General features: G+C 36.5%; 4 protein-coding genes. 2 read left to right on the top strand and 2 right to left on the bottom strand.

The window, feature by feature from the left end; translation table 11 throughout:
• The first annotated feature begins 38 nt into the window (after positions 1-38).
• Both JQC67_RS11600 and JQC67_RS11595 read left to right on the top strand, forming a co-directional pair.
• The gene (locus JQC67_RS11600) at positions 39-7,838 is read left to right on the top strand and encodes a gliding motility-associated C-terminal domain-containing protein (protein WP_238934608.1); all 7,800 of its coding nucleotides are present in this window, start codon (positions 39-41) and stop codon (positions 7,836-7,838) included.
• Positions 7,839-8,130: 292 nt separating this feature from the next.
• Positions 8,131-8,871, top strand: coding sequence for a tyrosine-protein phosphatase (locus tag JQC67_RS11595; protein WP_203252972.1), 741 nt, complete (start codon positions 8,131-8,133; stop codon positions 8,869-8,871).
• A gap of 27 nt (positions 8,872-8,898) precedes the next feature.
• On the opposite strand, the gene JQC67_RS11590 is transcribed toward JQC67_RS11595, so the two are convergent.
• Together JQC67_RS11590 and JQC67_RS11585 are read right to left on the bottom strand one after the other, a co-directional pair.
• Positions 8,899-16,899, bottom strand: a complete 8,001-nt coding sequence (locus JQC67_RS11590; protein ID WP_203252971.1) for a PKD domain-containing protein — start codon at positions 16,897-16,899, stop codon at positions 8,899-8,901.
• A gap of 267 nt (positions 16,900-17,166) precedes the next feature.
• A complete protein-coding gene (locus JQC67_RS11585; protein WP_203252970.1) occupies positions 17,167-22,614 on the bottom strand; it encodes a PKD domain-containing protein in 5,448 nt (1,815 codons plus the stop codon).
• Positions 22,615-22,657 lie beyond the last annotated feature (43 nt).

Genomic DNA, 22,657 nt, shown 5'->3' with positions numbered 1-22,657 from the left:
CTATTGTTGCTGTTGCGGATGATTTCTCAGGAAGTCCTGTGAACGGATTTACAGGTGGCGATGCCGGAGATGTAACCATCAATGATACTTTAAATGGTGTTGCTGTTGATGACAATGATATCAATATTACCATCACTGACATTGACGGATTAACAGGTGTAACCATTGCTACTGATGGTACCATAACCGTACCTGCAGGAACTACTGCTGGGTCTTATGATGTGGAGTATAGTATTTGTGAAAAATTAAATACTTCCAATTGTGATACGGCTATTGCTACAATCGTAGTTTCAGCTGCTCCTATTGTTGCTGTGGCCGATGACTTCTCCGCTAGTCCTGTGAACGGATTTACAGGTGGTGATGCGGGTGATGTAACGATTAATGATACCTTAAATGGTGTCGCTGTTGATGACAACGACATCAATATTACCATTACTGATATTGACGGATTAACAGGCGTGACCATTGCAACTGATGGTACCATAACCGTACCTGCAGGAACCACTGCTGGTTCTTATGATGTAGAGTATAGTATTTGTGAAAAATTAAATACTTCCAATTGTGATACGGCTATTGTTACAATTGTAGTTGCTGCTGCTCCTATTGATGGCGTAAAAGACAATTTTACAGGTATAAATGGATATGTCGGCGGAATTGTCGGAGATATAACTTCAAACGACACTCTTAATGGAGTAGCGGTTGATGACAATGATATCAACATAACATTAGACGGATTAACCAATACTATCGGAGCTACTGTTGGTACCGATGGTAATGTTACTATTCCTTCAGGAACGGCTGCCGGAACTTACGATATTGAATATACTATCTGTGAAAAGTTGAATACTGCAAATTGTGATACCTCAACCGTTTCAATTACCGTTGAGCCTGCATCAATCCATTCTATTGATGATGCAACACCTGCTGATTTGACAAGTGTTAATGGTTTCATAGGAGGAGATGCTGGTGATGTTACCACAAACGATACCTTAAATGGAGTCGCTGTTGATGACAATGAAATCAATATTACCATTACTGATATTGACGGATTAACAGGGGTAACAATTGCTGCAGACGGTATACTTTCTGTTCCTGCAGAAACTCCTGCCGGGTCCTATGATATTGTATATCAAATTTGTGAAAAATTAAATCCTACAAATTGCGATACAGCTATTGCAACAGTTGTGGTTGAGGCTGCTTCCATTGTGGTAAATGATGATGCAACTCCTACTGAACTTACTGCCGTAAACGGGTTTACTGGTGGTGATGCAGGTGATGTAACGATTAATGACACCTTAAATGGAGTCGCTGTTGATGACAATGACATCAATATTACCATAACCGATATTGACGGATTAACAGGAGTAACTATTGCAACCGATGGTACGATTTCTGTACCTGCAGGAACAACTGCTGGATCCTATGATCTGGTCTACAGTATTTGTGAAAAACTAAATACTACAAACTGTGATACGGGTACTGCTACCATAGTTGTGGAAGCTGCTCCTATTGTTGCAAATAATGATGACACACCTACAGATCTTACGTCTGTAAATGGAAAAGATGGGGGAACTGCAGGTGATGTAACTACAAATGATACCTTGAATGGTGCTCCGGTTGATGATAATGATATCAATATTACTATTACAGATAATGATGGATTAACAGGCGTAAGTATAAATACAGATGGTTCTTTAATTGTACCATCAAATACTCCTGCTGGAATCTATACTTTGACTTACAATATTTGTGAAAATCTAAATGCTACCAATTGTGATTCTGCGACCATCGTAGTGATTGTAGATGCAGCCCCAATAGACGCTGTTGATGACGATTTCTCAGGGAATCCAATCAATGGTAAAAATGGTGGAGTCGCAGGTGATGCAACACTGAATGATACACTAAATGGCGTAGCCGTGTTAGACAATGAAATTACTATGTCTGTAACAGACAATGATGGTCTAACAGGAATTACTCTGAATGCGGATGGTTCATTCAATGTTCCCACTAATTCAGCTGCAGGAACATATACCGTAGTATATCGTATTTGTGAAAACTTAAATCCAACAAATTGTGATTCAGCTAGCGCTATAATTGTAGTTGAAGCTGCAGCTATAGTAGCGAATGATGATGATTTATCTGGAAGTCCTATTAATGGTAAAATTGGAGGTGTTGCAGGTGATGTAACAACTAACGATACATTAAACGGTGTGGCCGTAAATGATAATGATATCGCGATAACAGTAACGGATACGGATGGATTAAACGGCGTTAATATTGGTCCTAATGGTAATATAACAATACCGGCAAACTCTCCAGCTGGCACCTATAATATTGTATACAATATCTGTGAAAATCTGAATCCTACAAATTGTGATTCAGGAACAACTACGATTATCGTTGAGGCTGCAGTAATTGATGCTGTCGATGATGACTTCTCAGCAAATCCTATTAATGGAAAAACGGGTGGAAACGCAGGTGATATTACAACCAATGACACCTTAAACGGTGTAGCTGTAAATGACGGTGATATTACAATCACGCTAACAGATAATGATGGACTTTCGGGTGCGAATATTGGAACAAACGGTGCTATAAATGTACCTTCAAATTCCCCCGCTGGTACGTATACATTAACCTACAATATCTGTGAAAATTTGAATCCAGCTAATTGTGATTCAGCAACCGTAATCGTTGTGGTTACTGCTTCACCAATAGATGCTGTTGATGATGATTTCTCAGGAAATCCTATTAATGGAAAAACGGGTGGTACTGCAGGTGATATAACCATCAACGATACCTTAAATGGTGTTGCAGTTGTTGACGGAGAAATTACAATTTCACTTACTGATGCTGACGGCTTAAATGGAGCAACTATCAATACAGATGGTTCTGTAACCGTTCCTTCAGGTACTCCTGCTGGAACTTATACCATCGGATATAGTATTTGTGAAAACTTAAATCCAGGTAATTGTGACGCTGCTACGGCTATAGTTGTGGTTACAGCCGCTGCAATCGATGCTGTGAATGATGACTTTAGTGGTAACCCAGTGAATAGTCAAGATGGTGGCGCTGTTGGTGATGTGACTACGAATGATACTTTAGATGGAATTTCAGTTGTAGATGGTGATATCGTAATTACCATAACAGATAATGGTGGGTTGAGTGGAATTAGCGTAGATGCAGATGGTACATTAACTGTGCCCCAAAATACAGCTGCCAATACGTATACTGTGACCTATAATATTTGCGAAAAAATAAATCCTTCTAACTGTGATACTGCAACAGTAACTGTATTAGTACAACCTGCAGTTTTAGGAGCAACAGACGATGACTTTACCGGTAACCCTGTAAATGGTCTTGAAGGTGGAATAGCTGGTGACGTTACAGCAAATGATACCTTAAATGGTCAACCGGTTGATGATGGTGATATCTTTATTTCTGATAATGGAGGATTAACAAATGCCAGTATTGATAATGATGGTAACTTTATTGTGCCGCCGAATACACCGGCAGGTACGTACACCGTAGTTTACACTATTTGTGAAAACTTGAATCCTACTAATTGCGATTCGGCTACCATAACTATTTTGGTGACAGCAGCTGTAATAGATGCCGTAAATGATGATTTCTCAGGTACTCCTGTGAATGGTTTTGATGGTGGAACAACAGCAACGGTTTATACCAATGACGAACTTAATGGTGTAGCTTTTGCTTCAACAAGTGTGATTCCTTCGATTGTAAATGATGGTGGAATTACGGGTATCACTATTAATACAGATGGAACACTTGAGATTCCACAGAATTTTACCGCTGGTTCATATACGGTAACATATCAAATATGTGAAGCTTTAAACACAGCAAATTGCGATACCGCAACGGTAGTTGTAGTAATAAGTGCTCCTGTAATTGATGCAGTTGATGACGATTTTTCAGCCACTACGGTCAATGGTAACTTTGGAGGCTCAGCAGGTAGTGTACTAGGAAATGACACCTTAAATGGAGTGCCAGTAGATCCAGCAGATGTAACAACAACGCTAGATACAGATGGTGGTTCAGGAGCTACTATCGGAACCAATGGTTCAATAAACATACCATCAGGAACCGCAGCTGGAACTTATACTATTACCTATACTATATGCGAACTTACAAACCCAGGAAACTGTGATTCAGCTTCTGCAATTATTGAAATCGGCGCTGGTAATATTAATGCAATTGATGATGATTTTTCTGCAACAACCTTAAACGGTTTTGACGGAGGTACTGCTGGAAATGTTATTACCAATGATGAACTAGATACAAATCCTGTTCTTGCATCCGAAGTAAATATTGTAGTTACTGATGATGGAAGAATTACGGGTGTAAGTATTGATGTAAATGGCGATATCACTGTACCAGCAGGTACAGAGGCAGGTACATATAGTGTTGTTTATCAAATTTGTGAAAAACTGAATCCAGGAAACTGTGATAATGCGGTGGTAACTATAGTGGTTACGCCACCAGTAATTGACGCAGTTGATAATGACCTTTCTGCTAGTCCTGTAAACGGATATACTGGCGGTACAACAACAAGTGTTTTTGATAATGACACCTTGAATAATGCAGCTTTTGCAAATTCTGACGTAACGGCTACAATTACAGCTAATGGAGGTCTAAATGGTGTAACTATAAACCCAGATGGCACCATTGATATTCCTCAAAATACTATAGCGGGTGCCTATACCATTACGTATAACATTTGTGAGGTATTAAATCCAACGAATTGTGATGCTGCAGCTATTGATATTGTGGTCTCAGCAGCAATTATTACGGCTGTTGTAGATGATTTCAGCACCAATGAAGTAAGTGGACAAAACGGTGGTATTGCTGGTGATGTTACGGTTAACGACCTTTTAAATGGAAATCCAGTTGATGATAATGAAATTGATATCAACATGGATGACAACGGTGGTTTATTCGGTGTTGCTATTAATAACAACGGAGCTATTATTGTGCCATCAGATTCACCTGAAGGTACATATACCTTAACTTATACTATTTGTGAAAACTTGAATGCTGGTAACTGTAGTACCACTACGGCGACTATAGTTGTTGGTGCTGCTACTTTAGATGCAGTCACAGATGATCTTTCAGGTACACCTGTTGATGGTAAAACTGGTGGTGTTGCTGGTGACCTAACGGCAAATGATATGTTGAATGGCAACCCAGTTGATGATAATGATATCAATATCAGTTTAACCGATAATGGTGGTATTTCTGGTGCACTTATTAACAATGATGGCACACTCGTAATTCCACCAAATACGCCTGCCGGAAATTACAATTTAACCTATTCTATTTGTGAAGATTTAAATCCGACAAATTGTGATAGCGCAACAGTAAATGTAGTAGTTGCACAGGCAACATTGGTAGCAAATGTAGATGATTTCAGTGGTACACCAATCAACGGACAAGATGGTGGTATTGCAGGAGACGCTACGGCTAATGATTTACTAAATGGCAACCCGGTTAACGATGCTGATTTAAGTATTACGCTTACTGATAATGGAGGAATTTCAGGTGCTTCAATAAATGCTAATGGAACAGTTGCTGTACCACCGAGTACTCCTGCTGGCACATATACCTTAGCGTATTCGATTTGCGAAAACTTGAACCCTACAAATTGTGAAGCTGCAAATATCACTATTACCGTAGCTGAAGGAAGTCTGGTTGCTAATGATGATGATTTCAACGCGACTCCAGTAAATGGAAAAGATGGTGGAATTGCTGGTGATGCAACTACAAATGACTTATTAAACGGAGTTGCTGTTGATGATGCAGATGTTATACTTTCCATTGCAGATAATGGAGGTATGTCGGGTGTAGCAATTAACAATGATGGTTCTGTGGTAGTACCGCCAAATACACCAGCAGGTACTTATACATTGGTGTATTCGATCTGTGAAAACTTAAATCCAACGAATTGTGAAACGGCAAGTATTGATGTAACAGTAAATCAAGCTGTCATAGAGGCAAATGCTGATGATTTAAGTGCAAATCCAGTAAATGGAAAAGATGGTGGTATTGCAGGTGATGTAACAATCAATGACGAATTGAATGGTGTGGCCGTAATCGATTCTGAAATAAATATTACGGTAGCTGATAATGACGGTCTTAATGGAGTAGGTATTAATCCTGATGGCACAATAGTTATTCCTGCAAACACTCCAGTTGGTAATTACGATGTAACATATTCTATCTGTGAAAATCTGAATCCGACAAATTGTAGTTCGGCTATTTTCACAGTAGTAGTTGAAGCTGCTTTGATAGAAGCTACTGTTGATGACTTCAGTGCCATACCAGTTAATGGCATCGATGGTGGTATTGCAGGCGATGTAACTGCTAACGATAATTTAAATAATACACCAGTAAATGATGCAGACATCAATATTACTTTAACAGATAATGGCGGACTCAACGGAGTATCTATCGAGAATGACGGTAATATAGTTATTCCTTCTAATACACCTGCAGGCACCTATGTACTTACCTATTCAATTTGTGAAAACCTGAATCCGGGTAATTGTGATACTACTTCTGTAACCATTGAAGTTGGTATTGCACCAATAGATGCTGTAGCAGATGATTTCAGTAGTACTCCAGTTAATGGCGTCAGTGGTGGAATTGCAGGCGATGTAACCACGAATGACACCTTAAATGGTACTCCTGTAAATGATACAGACATCAATATAACCCTTGATGATAATGACGGTTTGGTTGGCTTGGCTATTAATAGTGATGGTACGATATCAGTACCAAGTAACGCTACTGAAGGCACCTATGTTATTTCATATACTGTTTGTGAAAACTTAAATCCAACAAATTGTGATTCGACTACAGCTACTGTTGTGGTAGATAATTGCATAAGCATTGCTACTAATGATTGTGATGGTGATGGGTTAACGAATGGCGAAGAAGATGCCTTAGGTACTGATCCTGAAAATGGAGATACGGATGGTGATGGAATTGACGACGGACAAGAGGTTAACGTTGATGGTACAGATCCTTTAGATTCATGTGATTCTATAGGTGGAACACCACCAAACGAAATTACTTGTGATACCGATGGCGATCGAATTCAAGATGATCAAGAATTAATTGATGGTACAGATCCATTAGATGATTGTGATTCTATTGGAGGTACGCCACTAGATACCACAGATTGTGATCAAGACGGTCTTACTAATGCTGAAGAAGCTAGTTTAGGTACAGATCCTTTTAATTCAGATTCTGATGGAGATGGTATTTCTGATGGAGAAGAGTTTAATGATAATACAAATCCTTTAGATGATTGTGATTCAGATGGTGGTACACCTTTACCAGAAAGTGATTGTGATAATGATGGATTGTCAACTGCTGATGAAGAGGCATTAGGCACTGATCCTGATAATGACGATACCGATGGCGATGGTATTATCGACGGTCAAGAAGTTACAGATCAAACAAGTCCATTGGATGGTTGTGATTCTATAGGTGGAACACCACCAAACGGAGTAGCTTGTGATATTGAGATAGTTTCAGACCTAGTAAGTCCGGATTTAAATGAAGGAGCCTTTAGCATACGATTTATTGATCAATTCCCTGATAATACAGTAGAAATATATAACCGATGGGGTGTCAAAGTTTTTGAAACTCAAGGTTATGATAATGAAGCCAATGCGTTCAAAGGAGTATCAAATGGTAGGGCGACAGTAAATATCAATGAAGAACTTCCAGTAGGCGTTTATTTCTATATAATTAAGTATCTAAATAATAGCAAAGTAAAATCTAAATCGGGATATTTATATATTAATCGGTAGATAAAATTCATTCCTTAAATAACTAGAGTAACAAACTTTGGTTATTTAAGGAATTTTTTTATTGAAGTATAAATATCAACTAAGTACATATCTCCTATAAAAATAAACTCTAAGTGACTAAATCATAAAATTGTATTTAACCATATAAAGTTTTGCATCCAAATAAAATATCCTAAGACAATAAACCTAAAGCACTTTATGGTAACTACATAGGTTGAAATATGTTTATATAATTCATGGTATATTTTATTTAAAATAGGATAGCGTATTTTTGTGTTTTGATTTACATTCTATGCTACAAATATTCAATAAGAAAAAGTTTTTAGTAGATAACCTTGAAGGGTTTATTGACATTCATAACCATATTCTACCTGGAATTGATGATGGAGCCAAAACTGTAGAAAATTCGCTTGAATTAATAAAAACATTTACAGAAATTGGTTGTAGCAAGTTTATTGCAACTCCTCATATAATGCATAATTATTATCCAAATGATATTGTTTCTATAACCAAGGCATATGACATTTTAAAAAATGCAATAACAATGTCCGAATTGCAAAATGTTGATCTTTCGGCAGCAGCAGAACATATGATTGATTCAAATTTTGAAGATATTTTAGAACAGAATCAAGTAATGCCATTGGCTAAAACCTATATTTTGATTGAAATGTCTTACTTACAACCTTCAATTAATTTTGAGATTGCAGTGCAAAAAATAGCTTCAAATAGATTATTCCCGATTTTGGCGCATCCTGAACGTTATGTATTTCTACATAATCGTATTAAAAAATATCGAAAATATAAAGACAAGGGAATTTTATTTCAATTAAACCTTCTCTCATTGACTGATTTTTATGGCAAGGAAGTTCAAAAAACAGCACATAAATTATTAGAGGAAGGTTTGATAGATTTCATTGCTTCTGATGTGCATAATATGAATCAGTTAAACACGATAAAATCTATGCGTCTGTCAAATAAAACGCTAAATCTTATCATGCCAATAATTAACAAAACGATTATCAACTTTTCTTAAGAAAAACTATCTTCTTTCTTGAATTTGTTATTCAGGCCTCACAATCATTTGTTTTTGAAAGTTTATTCCTTTTCTATCAATCATTTTTATTATGTATGTTCCCTGTTGATATAGATTGACATCTATGGTGTAGTTTTGGCCGACTTTAATATCTTTAGGATTGTAAGTTTTAACCAATTTACCTGTAATATCAAAAACATACATTTGTACAACTTCTGTCGGTTCTTCAAAACTAGCAGTAACAAAGGTCTTCGCTTGGTTTGGATAAATATGCATACTATTATTATCAACTTGCGAGCTAATTGATGATTTTCCAGCACTACCAGTATTGATACTAAGTACTTCTATTGCATTGATAATAGGATGTCTTGTTCCGCCATCAGCAGCCAATGAAGAAAAATCAATATTTAATACACCGCCCGTTACGGTGACAATATGTGATTTTACTAACATTTCTTCGGCACCAACTTCGGCAAATACATCTAAATTATCTTCAACCAGTTGATTTTCAATTCGAACATCAAACACTCGTTTACCTACACCACCTGACCCTCCGCCAGTAGCACCAAAATGGACTTCCGCAAAATGTAGATTTATTCTATATTCACCATCTACTAGGGGAATATCATAAGCCATTACTTGTGAACGGCTATATCGTATAGAACTATATGGTTGTGGCAAACCTGTTTGAGGTCTATTTAAAGTTCTACCCGTATCGAAATATTGATCTGCTTCAAAAGAAATATTATTGAAAGTTGTCGCGCCACCACCTGTATTAATTCGTAATGCAAAATTATTACTTGGTTCTGGCAAGACTGAAACTGTCACCTCATCAAAAACTGTATCATTTTCATCATCAGTTACCGTCAATCGAAAAACATAATCACCTTCTTCAAGATTTGAAACTGTTAAACTCGTGGTATTTGCGCTGGTCAAATTGGCAGAACTAGGTCCATTTTCTTGTGTCCATAAAAAACTAACCGAACCACCGTCTGGATCACTACCTGAACCATCTAAAGTAATACTTGATGTTGGCAGAGTAATGATCTGATCTTCTATTAGATCGACAATAGGAATCTCTGAATTAATTACTTCAGGTGAAACCAAAACTGAAACCTCATCAAAGGCTGTATCATTCTCATCATCAGTTACTGTTAATCGGAAAATATAATTACCTTCATCAAGGTTAGACACTGTTAAATTCATAGTATTCTCGTTACTTAAACTCGAAGTACTAGGACCGTTCTGTTGCGTCCATAGATAGCTAACCAAACCACCGTCAGGATCATTTGCTGATCCGTTAAAAGTAACGCTGTTTACTGGTAGTGTTATTGATTTATTAACACCTGCTGAGACTACAGGTGAAACAGAATTGCTCCCACTGTCGCCAAGTATTTCAATTGCATTAATAATAGGATGTCTTGTTCCGCCATCAGCAGCTAATGAAGAAAAATCGATATCTAATACACCTCCTGTTACATTCACAGTATGTGATTTTACCAACATTTCTTCTGCACCAACTTCAGCAAATACATCTAAATTATCTTCAACCAGTTGATTTTCAATTTTGACATCAAACACTCTTTTGCCTGCTCCACCTGACCCTCCACCTGTAGCGCCAAAATAGATTTCCGCAAAATGAAGATTTACAGTATACTCACCATCCGCAAGAGGAATATCATATGCCATTACCTGTGAAGGACTATAACGTATAGAACTATAGGGTTGTGGCAATCCCGTTTGAAATCTATTTAAAGTTCTTCCCGTATTGAAATTTTGATCTGCTTCGAAAGTTTCATTGTTGAATGTTGTTGTTCCTCCACCTGCATTTATTCGTAAAACAAAGTTGTTTATTACTTCTGGAAATACGGTCACCTGTACATCGTCTAATGCCTCGGCATTATCGTCATCTGTAACTGTCAATCGGAAAACATAAATACCTTCTTGTAAATTTTCGGCTGTTAAGGTAGAAGAATTAACACCATTTAAAGTCTGACCGCTTGGTCCACTAATTTTTGTCCATTGGTATGATTCTATGTTCCCATCTTCATCAGTACCTGAACCGCTTAAAGTAATACTGTTTGTTGGTAATATGATTGATTGGTCATTACCAGCATTTGCGATTGGATTTTGATTTTCTAAAACTTCCCCTTCGACTTGTACCGATACTTCATCAAAAGCAGTATCATTCTCATCATCGGTTACGGTCAATCGAAAAACGTAGTTACCTTCATCTAGATTTGAAGCTGTTAACTTCGATGTGTTTGCGTTGGTCAAATTTGCAGTATTGGGTCCACTTTGTTGCGTCCACACAAAAGTTACTGAACCTCCATCGGGGTCACTACCTGAACCACTTAAAGTAATACTTGATATTGGTAAGGTAATGATCTGATCTTCCTCTAGATCCACAGTAGGTTGCTGTGTTCCTGTAATTGTTTCAGGCAACACTGTAATATTTACTTCATCATATACTAGGTCTTCTTCGTCATCAGTAACCGTTAAACGGAAAACATAATTACCTTCTTCAAGGTTTGAAGCAATAAGGTTTGTTGAAGTGTTTCCATCTAATGTTGCTACAGTTGGTCCGCTTGTTTGCGTCCATAAAAATGAAACTATTCCACCATCAGGATCACTACCTGAACCGCTTAAAGTAATACTTGATATGGGTAAAGTAATGATCTGATCTTCCATAAGATCTACTATTGGCACTACGTTAGTAGAACTCTGACCTAAAATCTCAATTGTATTTATAATGGGATCACGTGTACCACCATCGTCGGCTAACGCCGAAAACTCAATATCTAGAACACCATCTGTAACAGTTACAATATGTGTTTTTACCATCATCGCATTCGCACCTGCCTCTTCATAAACATCGAGATTATCTTCTACTAACGCTCCCTCCAATTTGACGTCAAATACTCTGCTTCCTACTCCACCAACACCGCCACTCGTTGCTCCAAACCATAATTCTGCAAAATAAAGCTTGATAATATATTCACCATCAGTCAATGGGATATTATATGCCATTTGCTTTGTACGATTAAAACGCATACTATTAAAAGGTTGTGGCAGTCCCGTTTGCGGTCTATACAAAACCTTACCTGAATCAAAATAAGTATCTTCAATAAAATCAGAGCCGTTGTAATTTACTTCAGGGCCGCCAGCATTAATTCGTAAAACAAAATTATTGCCTGAATCTTTTAAAACGGAAACAGTAACCTCATCATAAATTGAATCATTCTCATCATCAGTTACAGTCAATCGGAAAATATAGTCACCTTCAACAAGATTAGTAGCTGTTAGCGTTGATGTGTTTGAGTTGGCCAAATTCGCATTATTGGGACCACTCTGTTGTGTCCACATAAAAGAAACTGCACCTCCATCAGGATCGCTAGCGGTGCTTGTTAAAATAATACTTGATGTGGGTAATGTAATAATCTGATCTTCCATAAGATCAACAATAGGGTCGCTGCTTAAGATGATACTAGTGTTCTCGAAAATTCGAGGCACTATATTACTCCATCCAATGGATACAATATCTAGGTCACCATCATTATCAATATCAATTACTTGTGCGCCATTATGGTGGTCAAAACCATTTCCACTTGATTCAATTGTTTTTCTAATCCAAGTACCAGAATTGCATAAATCATTTTGAAAAGCGATTAGTCTATGACCATCTCGCCATTCACCTACAACGATATCATTGTCACCATCAAAATCTATATCTGTGGCAAAAACGCTTAAGCTACCACTAATATCTGTGGCTAAAATATGTTTTGTCCAATTCTGGGTAGGATCTGCTGGTGCTTCAAACCATGCAAATTCCGTTTTTGCGGAGTCATCTGTTTGTATTCCTAATTGACCTACAACAGCATCTAAATCACCATCACCATCAAAATCTGCTAATTGAGCTCGATCTGGCGTTGACACATAAGAAATACCCGTATTAAAAGTTGTAAAAACACCGTTCCCATCATTTCTAAGCCAATTGCTAGATTGAAATAAATCTAAATCACCATCACCATCGATATCACCTTTTATTATATCTTCTCCTAGTGAATCAGGATTTAAATTGTCTAGAGTCCATGGTATATTCACTGGATCACTTGGAACACTTAATATTTGTACAGGTGAATTATCATTTTCAGCACCATTCCATGTAATCACCAATTGAAATGGTCCATTAGGCTCGAAAACACCTCCGGCTATACCGGATATAAGAGGCTCCCAATATGTCGTTTGTACATTTTCTGAAGGAATATTTGTGTGAATTGTAAAATTGCCAGAGCCATCATTTTCAGCCCAAGCCATATCAACACCCTTATATTCACCTTGAGTACCAAACAAATCTATATCGCCATCATTATCAAAATCATGTGCAAATGCAATATTGTTTAAAGGTGCACCTATTACATTTCGTTGCCAATTACCAGACGCATTACCTGGGTTTTTGTACCACCAAGCTCCAGTTACTATATCTTTTAATCCATCTCCATCTAAGTCTTCGTTTGGTATTATATAAACATGTCGGTATGGAAGTTCCTCACCAATCTCATGTACGATCCAATTTTTAGGAAATACTCCCGTATTACAAACGTTTTGCGTTGTAACATTTATTGTTACTTCATCATAATTCCCTGTTGGTATGTGGCCTGCTTCATACAATTCTAATCGTATTGTATGTTTACCCAAACTTAAGTCATCAAAAATTATTGGGTCATAATTATAATGCGGTCCGACCATAACTCCATCTATATAATAATGCATATGGGTACTACCTTCTTGAATCTCCCAATTTTGAACAGCAAATGGTACATCAAATGGAAGATTTACATCTGCACCATTAGAAGGTGAATTTATCTTTATAGTTGGTGCGACACTAAAAGTATCTTTTGATAATATTTCTATTGCAGATACCTTTGGGTTTTCTATAATGGATGAAAATTTTATAGTTGCAAATCCATCTGTAATAGAAATATTATCTAACTCTTTTAAAAGAGCTGTGGCAGGAGGTACTTCGGATAAAATATCAAAATCTGTTAAAACAGATATATCTTCAACACTAACATTAAATATTCTAGAACCTGCACCACCTGATGTACTACCTACCCCAAAATAAAGTTCTGCAAAATGCAAACGTAAGTCATATTCGCCCGCTACGGGTATTGGAATTTCATAGGTGAAATTACCAAAGCGTTCAGATTGATATATAAGGTCATCAGGTGTATCTGCAATAACAACGCTTCTGTTATAAAGCTTACCACCTGTAGCATAGACATCTGCTATAAAAACATCATCATTTATTGTGGTATGGTTTTCACCCCCAACATTAATTCTGACTGGACTGAAAACTGAAAAAGTAAAATTGTTTTGAATTACGGAGAGGCCTGCTAAGTTAATTACGTTATTAACATTTAATTGATATGTCGTATCTGCGTTAATTGCAGTATGCGTTAAAACCACAGTTCGATTATCTGATTGTAAAATTGCTGAAGTAACAGAAATACCATTATTTACACTATAATTTGCTATTTCTTCTGCAGTAGACTTTGTAAGATATTCAGAGAATATAACTTTAGTTGATGTGCTATTGATAGATAAAACCTCATTCACTTTTGGAGGAGAATTATCAATTGATACACCCGTACCAATGAACTCTACATAATTTAAATCAAAAATATTTTGTTCACCTGCGTTGTTTTTAAACACGAGAAATAAATCATGTTTTCCACTAGGATCTATAAAAGTAGATTCCACATCAATCCAATTGTTAGCACTACCTGTTACCGGAATTACAGTTGTAGATAAAAGTTGTCCATTGGGGCTGTCAATTCTGAATTCAATTCTACCTCCAATTGTGGCTGCAGCAGTACGATATTTAATTGAATTTATATTTAAAAGATTCCTTCCTTCAAAAACAATATAATCATTATGATTCACACGAATTGCCTCACTCCCTCCTCCATTGCTATCGGTATTAGCAATTTTATTTACACCTGAACTAGAAGAAAAGAACTCAGCTTCTTTTCTTTTAGGATGTAGAATTAATTGATCATATGCTGTTAACCCTCCTTGATCTGTATAATTTGCATTTAGCACATAAAATATGTCCATTTCACCATTGATATCATGAGACCCGGGATCCAATGATAAATTTTGAATACAGGCATTCATGGTAGCGCCATCATGAAAATGATTCAAATGACCAAGTGAAGGAATTACATTGACATCGTTACAATCTATTCCATTTGATATACTGCCATCTTCGATATCGTTAACTTCTAAATCGAAATTTATATCATCATCCCAATTCATAAACCCACCATCTACGGGTGAGTTAAATTCAAAAGTAGCTGCAGTATTACCCGCGTATATAGTTATATTATTAACCCCAACACCACCTTTACCATCATCAACTTTCAATTGAACATTGAAAACACCAGCAGTGTTATAAATATAAGTTGGGTTTTCAGCTATAGAATCTACGAAACCATCTCCATCAAAATCCCATTCATAAGTTAATGGTGAGTCACCTTCTTGATCAAATGTGCCATCACTTGAAAAATTGACTGTGAAAGGTAATGTCCCGCTGCTTACATCACTATTTAAAGAAACTACCGGTGGAGTATTTGTTACAACCCCTGTATAATCAACTCGAATCAATTTACCAGTTCCAACATTTGAAGGGCAGCATCCTTTTCCATAAGCCAAAATATACATGTGCCCATCAGTGCCCATTTCTATGTCAATAAATCCATTTTTTGTATCCGGAAAAACCAATGGTGCTAATTGTTCGTTATTTATTATATTACCTTGAGCATCCATTTTTACAGCCCAAATTTGGCTTGTATTAAAATCATAATAAAAAAAGTGCTCATCAAATTCAACAGGAAATCGTTGTTGATCTGTTAACGCACCATTGTGATAATAGCGAGGTCCTGCAAAGTAACTTTCATGAAAAAATTCTAACCAGGCAGGTTCAGCCGCTGGCAGTATGGTTAGACCAGTATTAAATGGCGATGTATTTACTGGAGCTGCTGGATTATTATAAAATGGCGATGGAGTTATATTAAGCATTTCATATGCATCATTATCTTCTCCTGAAAAATAGGGCCATCCATAATTGCCTGCCGACTTTACCAAGTTCATTTCATCTAATCCTTCAGGTCCTAAAGCACTGGGACTATTAGCATCAGGACCAACTTCTCCCCAAAATAACCAATCTGTATTTTCCTTATCAATTGAAATTCTGTATGCATTGCGAGCTCCCATCACATAAATTTCAGCTCTTGTGTTTGCTGTGCCAACAGGAAATAAGTTACCTGGAGGTATTGTATAGGTGCCATTTTCTTGTGGGGTAATTCGTAAAATTTTACCTCTTAAATCATTGGTATTGGAAGAACTTTTTTCAGCACTTTCTTCAACTTTCGTTTTATGTTGTTTAGAATAACTACCGTGGTTAGTATTATCGCCTGTAGCAATATATAGATTCCCTTGAGAATCAAAATCCATATCGCCGCCAGAATGATAGCTTAAAATTCTTTGTGTCTCCCAGTCTAGCAATATAACCTCAGAGTTTAATTCGAGAATATCTCCGTTCATGGTAAAACGGGATACCCTATTTTTATTTTCTGCTAATACAGAATAATGTAAATAAATATAACTGTTAGAACTAAAATTAGGATCAAATGCAATACCCAATAAACCATCTTCAAATTCATGATAAACTGGAATTGTACCAGCAGAAACTGATAATTGTGAATTTGGCTTGTAGATTATTACTTCACCATAACGATCTAAAATAAAGATACGTCCATCAGGTGCGAACCGCATGGTAGTCGTATTTGAAAGCCCGCTGAGTAGTTCAACTTTTTGAAAGGAAGATGGTAATTGTGCTGTTAGAGTAATGTTAACAAATAATAAAAATGCTACTAATATGTATGAATGCCAGGTGAAATCTATATTAAAATTATAATCAAAGTATGGTGATTTTTTAGAAATTAAAGTAGCTTCACTTTTCATTAAAGATGCTTTTATATTATGCGTAATTAACTTTTTAAATACTCTTTGCAATCAAATGTAAAAGATAAAATAAATGATCACTTGAAATAAGGGGGAGTTATTAAAAATAGCGAGTTTTCTATTACTAAAAGAAAATATCACTTTCTATTCGTTAAACTACAAAGATGGTTGACGAACTACCTTTTCTATAAATATACAATGTATAATGCAAAAAAAGCTCTGAAAAAATTTCAGAGCTTTTTTTAAAATATAGAGAAAGTAATTAATTTAATTATCTATTACTAATTTAATTAGACTAGGTTTACCTTGATTCATACCCACACCGATAAAGTAGATTCCATCTCTCAATGTTGCTACTGGAATATGATATGTTTCACCATCAGCTTGAGCTACATCTTCATCTTGCGCATTGAAGCTAGCAATATATCTACCACCAACATCATGTAAATATATAGTGATTACCTCCATATCAGCAGGTGCATCAATCACCTTTATTTTAGCAATACCATCCTTAGCTGGGTTTTCCGTTAAAATAACACGCATTTCACCAGTTATTGGATTAGGTATCTCACCTTCTGGGTAAACATTGATGGTAACCTCATCAAATGCTATTTCACCTTCGTCATCAGTAACTGTCAATCTGAAATTGTATTCACCTTCTATTAAATCAGACACTTCTATTTCAAGTGTTGTCTCACCACTTACAATTGCATTACCAGGACCACTTTCTTGTGTCCACTGATAGGTTACCGTGCCACCATCTGGATCACTTGCAGTACCTGTTAAAACAGCAGTGCTATTTGGCAACTCAACAACAACATCTTCACCTGCATTTACCACTGGTAAACTATAAGTTCCATCAGTAACTGTAACTTTTACTTCGTCGAAACCAAAATTACTTTCAGCATCAGTAACGGTTAATCTAAAAATATACTCCCCTAAAACTAAATCACTAGCAGATAATGTAGCGGTATTTACGCCAGATAATTCTGCCGAATTTGGTCCACTAATTTGCGTCCATACAAATGCAAGCGGTCCACCTTCAATGTCAGTTGCAGAACCAGTTATAGAAATTGAATTCGTAGGTAAAACTACTATTTGGTCAATACCCGCATTTACATCAGGTTCATTGCTTACGAATAGTGCAGTTGTATTTTCATAGATTCTAAGAACTTTTTGATTTTTAAAACCATTGGATACAACATCATAATCACCATCATTATCAATATCCACAACTCGTGCTCCATCGTGGTGTTCCCAATTCTGAGGACTATCGTCAATAATATGAGTTTCCCAATCTCCTGTACTACATAAATTATTTTCAAAGGCAATTAACCTTCTACTTCCCAACCATTCACCAACTACAATATCTTTATCCCCATCAAAATCGATATCGATAGCAAATACACTTAAACTACCCTTGACATCTGTTGATAAGACATTTCTAACCCATTGTTGTTTAGGATCTGAAGGAGCCGCGAACCATGAAAACTCGAACCTATTTGCCCCACTTCCAAAACCTAACTGACCAACCACAGCATCCAAATCCCCATCTTGATCAAAATCGGCCAATTGAGCTCTATCTACTGTTGAATCATAAGTAATTCCTGTTAGATGAGTTGTAAAATTACCATTACCATCATTCTCCAACCAATTAGTTCCTTGAAAAATATCAAGGTCTCCATCACGATCAATATCGGCGGCTTGAACATCTTCTCCCGTAGAATCATCACTAATATCCACTATAGACCAAGTACCTGTTGTTGGTGTATCTGTTGGAGTAAGTAATTGCATTGGTGCACCATTACTTTCTGCGCCATTCCAATTAATTGCCATTTGATAAGAGCCACCACTTCCGAAATCTCCACCAGCAATGCCTGCAAGAAAAGGTTCACTCCAACTTGAAGTGATAACAGGAATATTGTTATGAATGGTGAAGTTCCCTTCACCGTCATTTTCAGCCCATAAAAGCTGAACACTTTCATATTCCGCATCTGGCGGAACCCCAAGTGTTGTACCTAACAAATCCATATCACCATCTCCATCAAAATCATAAACATGGGCAACATTTCCAAAATTAGTTCCTATTGTATTTTTTTGCCAATTATCGGATACTACTCCTGAATTTTTATACCACCATCCACCTGTAACTATATCTTTTAAGCCATCACCGTCTAAATCATTATCTGCATATGTGTAGATAACTGTATATGGATTAGCTTCATATTCATGAACGACCCAAGAATCCGGAAAATCTGTTTCATGGCAAACCTGTTGGTCAGTTACCGAAACCATAACTTCATCAAATATTCCAGTTGGAGTATGGTTCGCATAAAACAATTCAATTCGAATTGTGTGACTACCAATACTTAAATCATTAAAATTAATTGGATCATGGCTATAATACGGACTACTTAATACACCATCAACATAATAATGTATGTGTGTATCACCTTCCATTATAGTCCAATTTTCAACTCTAAAAGCTACATCAAACGATGATTGATTAACATTCCACCCATTTTGAGGTGATGTAATAATAATATCGGGTACCGACATAAATGTATCTGCTGGAAGTATCTCAATTCCAGATATTTTTGCGTTCTGTGTAACCGATACCAATTGTATAGTTGCAAATCCATCTGTTACACTAATATTATCTAACTCCTTTTGCAAAGCGGTTGCTGGGTCCACTTCTGATAGGATATCGAAGTTACTCAAAACTGTTTCTCCCTCAATAATAATGTTAAATACTCGTGACCCTTCACCACCTGGTACACTGCCAACACCAAAATACAACTCGGCAAAATGCAGGCGAATATCATACTCCCCAGATACTGGTACTGGAATCTCATAAGCAAAATCTCCATAACGTTCCGTATGATATAACTCATCATTATCCGTACCTGCAATCTCTATTATTTTATCAAATAAACTTCCTCCATTTGAAAAGTCGTCAGCGATATATGATTCTGTACCATAAATCAAATCAGGGCCACCTGCATTAAGGCGCAATGAGCTTACATTAGAAAAAGAGTACGTATCAGAAATTATAGTTAAACCAGCAATATTTTTAACATTACTTACCGTTATGTTATATGTATCATTGGAACTTATCGGTGAAACTGTAAGAACAACATTTAAACCATCTGGTTCTAATTGAGCAGAAGAAATAGAAATTCCATTATCAATTGAATAGTTTGACAATTGATTTGCAGTTGCAGAAGAAACATATTCCGAAAACTTAACTTTTACTTGTGTTGAACCTATTGCCTCGACACTATGGACTTCAGGTGGTGAATTATCAATGGAAACACCAGATCCTATAAATTCAACATAATTCAAGTTAAAAATATTTTGTGTAGCATTTGTGCTTTTAAAAACAAAGAACAAATCTTGTTTCCCTACTGGTGCCGAAAATGAGGTTTCCACTATTTGCCAACTAGTTAAACTTCCTGTATTTGGCACATTGGTAGTGGCAATAATTGTGCCCGTTGGGCTACCTAACCTAAACTCAATTGAACCGTCAGCGTTTGAAGAAGCAACTTTATATTTTACTGATGTCATATTGTATAAATTCCTACCCGTATAGGAAATATATCCATTATTATCTACTTCTATTGCCGATGCACCGCCTTCATAAGAATCTGTATTAGCTATTATCGATGTGCCACTTTGGGTGTCGTAATATTCTGCTTCTTTTCGCTTCGGATGTAGTAAAATTTGATCAAAAGCGGTTAAACCATCTTGATCGGTATAATTAGCATTCACAACGTAAAATAAATCCATTTCACCAGAAACGTCATGACCATCATAGCCAAGTGTGAAATTCTGAGGACAGCCTGTCAATGTTGCTAAATCATGAAAATGATTTAAATGACCTAAAGCTGGAACTATATTAACATCATTACAATCAATACCAGAGCCTGTTGATCCATCTTCTTGATCAGTAACCGTTAAATTGAGATCAATATCATCACCCCAATCAATAAAACCACCATCTACGGGAGAGGTATAGCTAAATTCGGCTGCAGTATTACCTGCATAAATTGTTAAATTATTTACTCCAACACCACCATTACCATCATCAACTTTCAATTGAACATTAAATGTGCCAGCAGAATTATACACATGTGTTGGGTTTTCCGCAATTGAGTCTACAAAACCATCTCCATCAAAATCCCATTCATAGGTTAATGGTGAATCACCATTAGGGTCAGTTGTTCCTGCGCTAGAAAAGTTAACAGTTAAAGGCAATGCACCACTAGTTACATTGGAGCCAATATTAACTGTAGGAGGAGCATTTGTAGTAACTCCTGTATAATCCACTCTTAATAATCTACCGGTTCCTACATTTTCTGGACAACAACCTGCACCATAGGCCAGAATATACATTTTTCCATCAGGACCCATTTCCATATCTATAAATCCGTTTTTAGAATCTGGAAATACTAATGGAGCAAACTGTTCATTACTAACAATATTCCCTTGAATATCCATTTCTACCGCCCATATTTGACTTGTATTAAAATCATAATAAAAGAAATGCTCATCAAAATCAACTGGAAAACGTTGTAAATCAGTAAGACCGGCATTGTGATGATATACTGGACCTGCTAAATAGCATTCATGAAAAAATTCTAACCATGCGGGTTCTGAAGCTGGTAATATAGTCAACCCTGTATTGAGTGGTGATGTATTTTCAGGTGCTGCAGGATTATTATAAAATGGTGATGGATTTCTATGAAGCATTTCATACGCATCATTATCTTCTCCAGAAAAATAAGGCCAACCATAATTTCCTGCCGTCTTAACCAAGTTAAGCTCATCTAATCCTTCTGGGCCGGTAGTACTTGCTGCATTCGCATCTGGGCCAACTTCTCCCCAAAACAACCAATCAGTATTTGTTTTATCTATTGAAATACGATATGGGTTCCGAGCTCCCATTACATAGATTTCTGGTCTTGTATTCGCAGTGCCAACAGGAAACAAGTTACCTGTAGGTATTGTATAAGTGCCATTTGATTGAGGTTTTATACGTAAAATTTTTCCTCGTAAATCATTGGTGTTTGAAGAACTTTTTTCAGCGCTTTCTTCAACTTTTGTTTCATGCTGCTTAGAATAATTACCATGGTTCGTATTATCTCCAGTAGCAATATATAGATTCCCCTGTGAGTCAAACTCCATATCACCACCAGAATGGAAACTTACGATTCGTTGAACCGCCCAATCAAGAATAATGACTTCAGAATTTAGGTCAAGAATATCTCCGTTCATTGTAAAGCGAGAAACTCTATTTTTATCCACACCAATAACGGAGTAATGTAAATAAATGTAATTATTAGTCAAAAAATTAGGGTCAAAGGCTATTCCTAACAAACCGTCCTCAAACTCATGATAAACTGGTAGTGTACCTGCACTTACGGAGGTCTGGGTATCAGTCTTATAAATTATCACTTCGCCATAACGATCTAGTATAAAAATCCTTCCATCCTGTGCAAACTGCATTGTAGTTGCGTTTGATAAACCAGTTAATAAATCTACCTGCTGAAAAGATGTTGGTAATTGCGCATGGGTTATTGATGTATTTATAAGAAATAATACAAAAAACATCATAATAGCCTGATAAAATCTAGCAGTACTACTTGTTATTTTAGATAAATCAAAGTTCAGCAAACTTAAGACCATTTTACGGTTAGAATAATTATTTCCCATATTCATATTAATATTAGCAGCAATTTAAATCAATATAGTTGGA

Source organism: Aurantibacter crassamenti (assembly GCF_016811105.1).
In the GTDB taxonomy this organism is placed as follows: domain Bacteria; phylum Bacteroidota; class Bacteroidia; order Flavobacteriales; family Flavobacteriaceae; genus Aurantibacter_A; species Aurantibacter_A crassamenti.
Note: the sequence above shows the minus strand (reverse complement) of the source record. Positions and strands in the feature narration are given on the sequence as shown.

Excerpts from the sequence above, each read along its gene's own strand:
- JQC67_RS11585 (WP_203252970.1), bottom strand. The coding sequence starts at position 22,614 with ATGGGAAATAATTATTCTAACCGTAAAATGGTCTTAAGTTTGCTGAAC.
- JQC67_RS11595 (WP_203252972.1), top strand. The coding sequence starts at position 8,131 with ATGCTACAAATATTCAATAAGAAAAAGTTTTTAGTAGATAACCTTGAA.
- JQC67_RS11590 (WP_203252971.1), bottom strand. The coding sequence starts at position 16,899 with ATGAAAAGTGAAGCTACTTTAATTTCTAAAAAATCACCATACTTTGAT.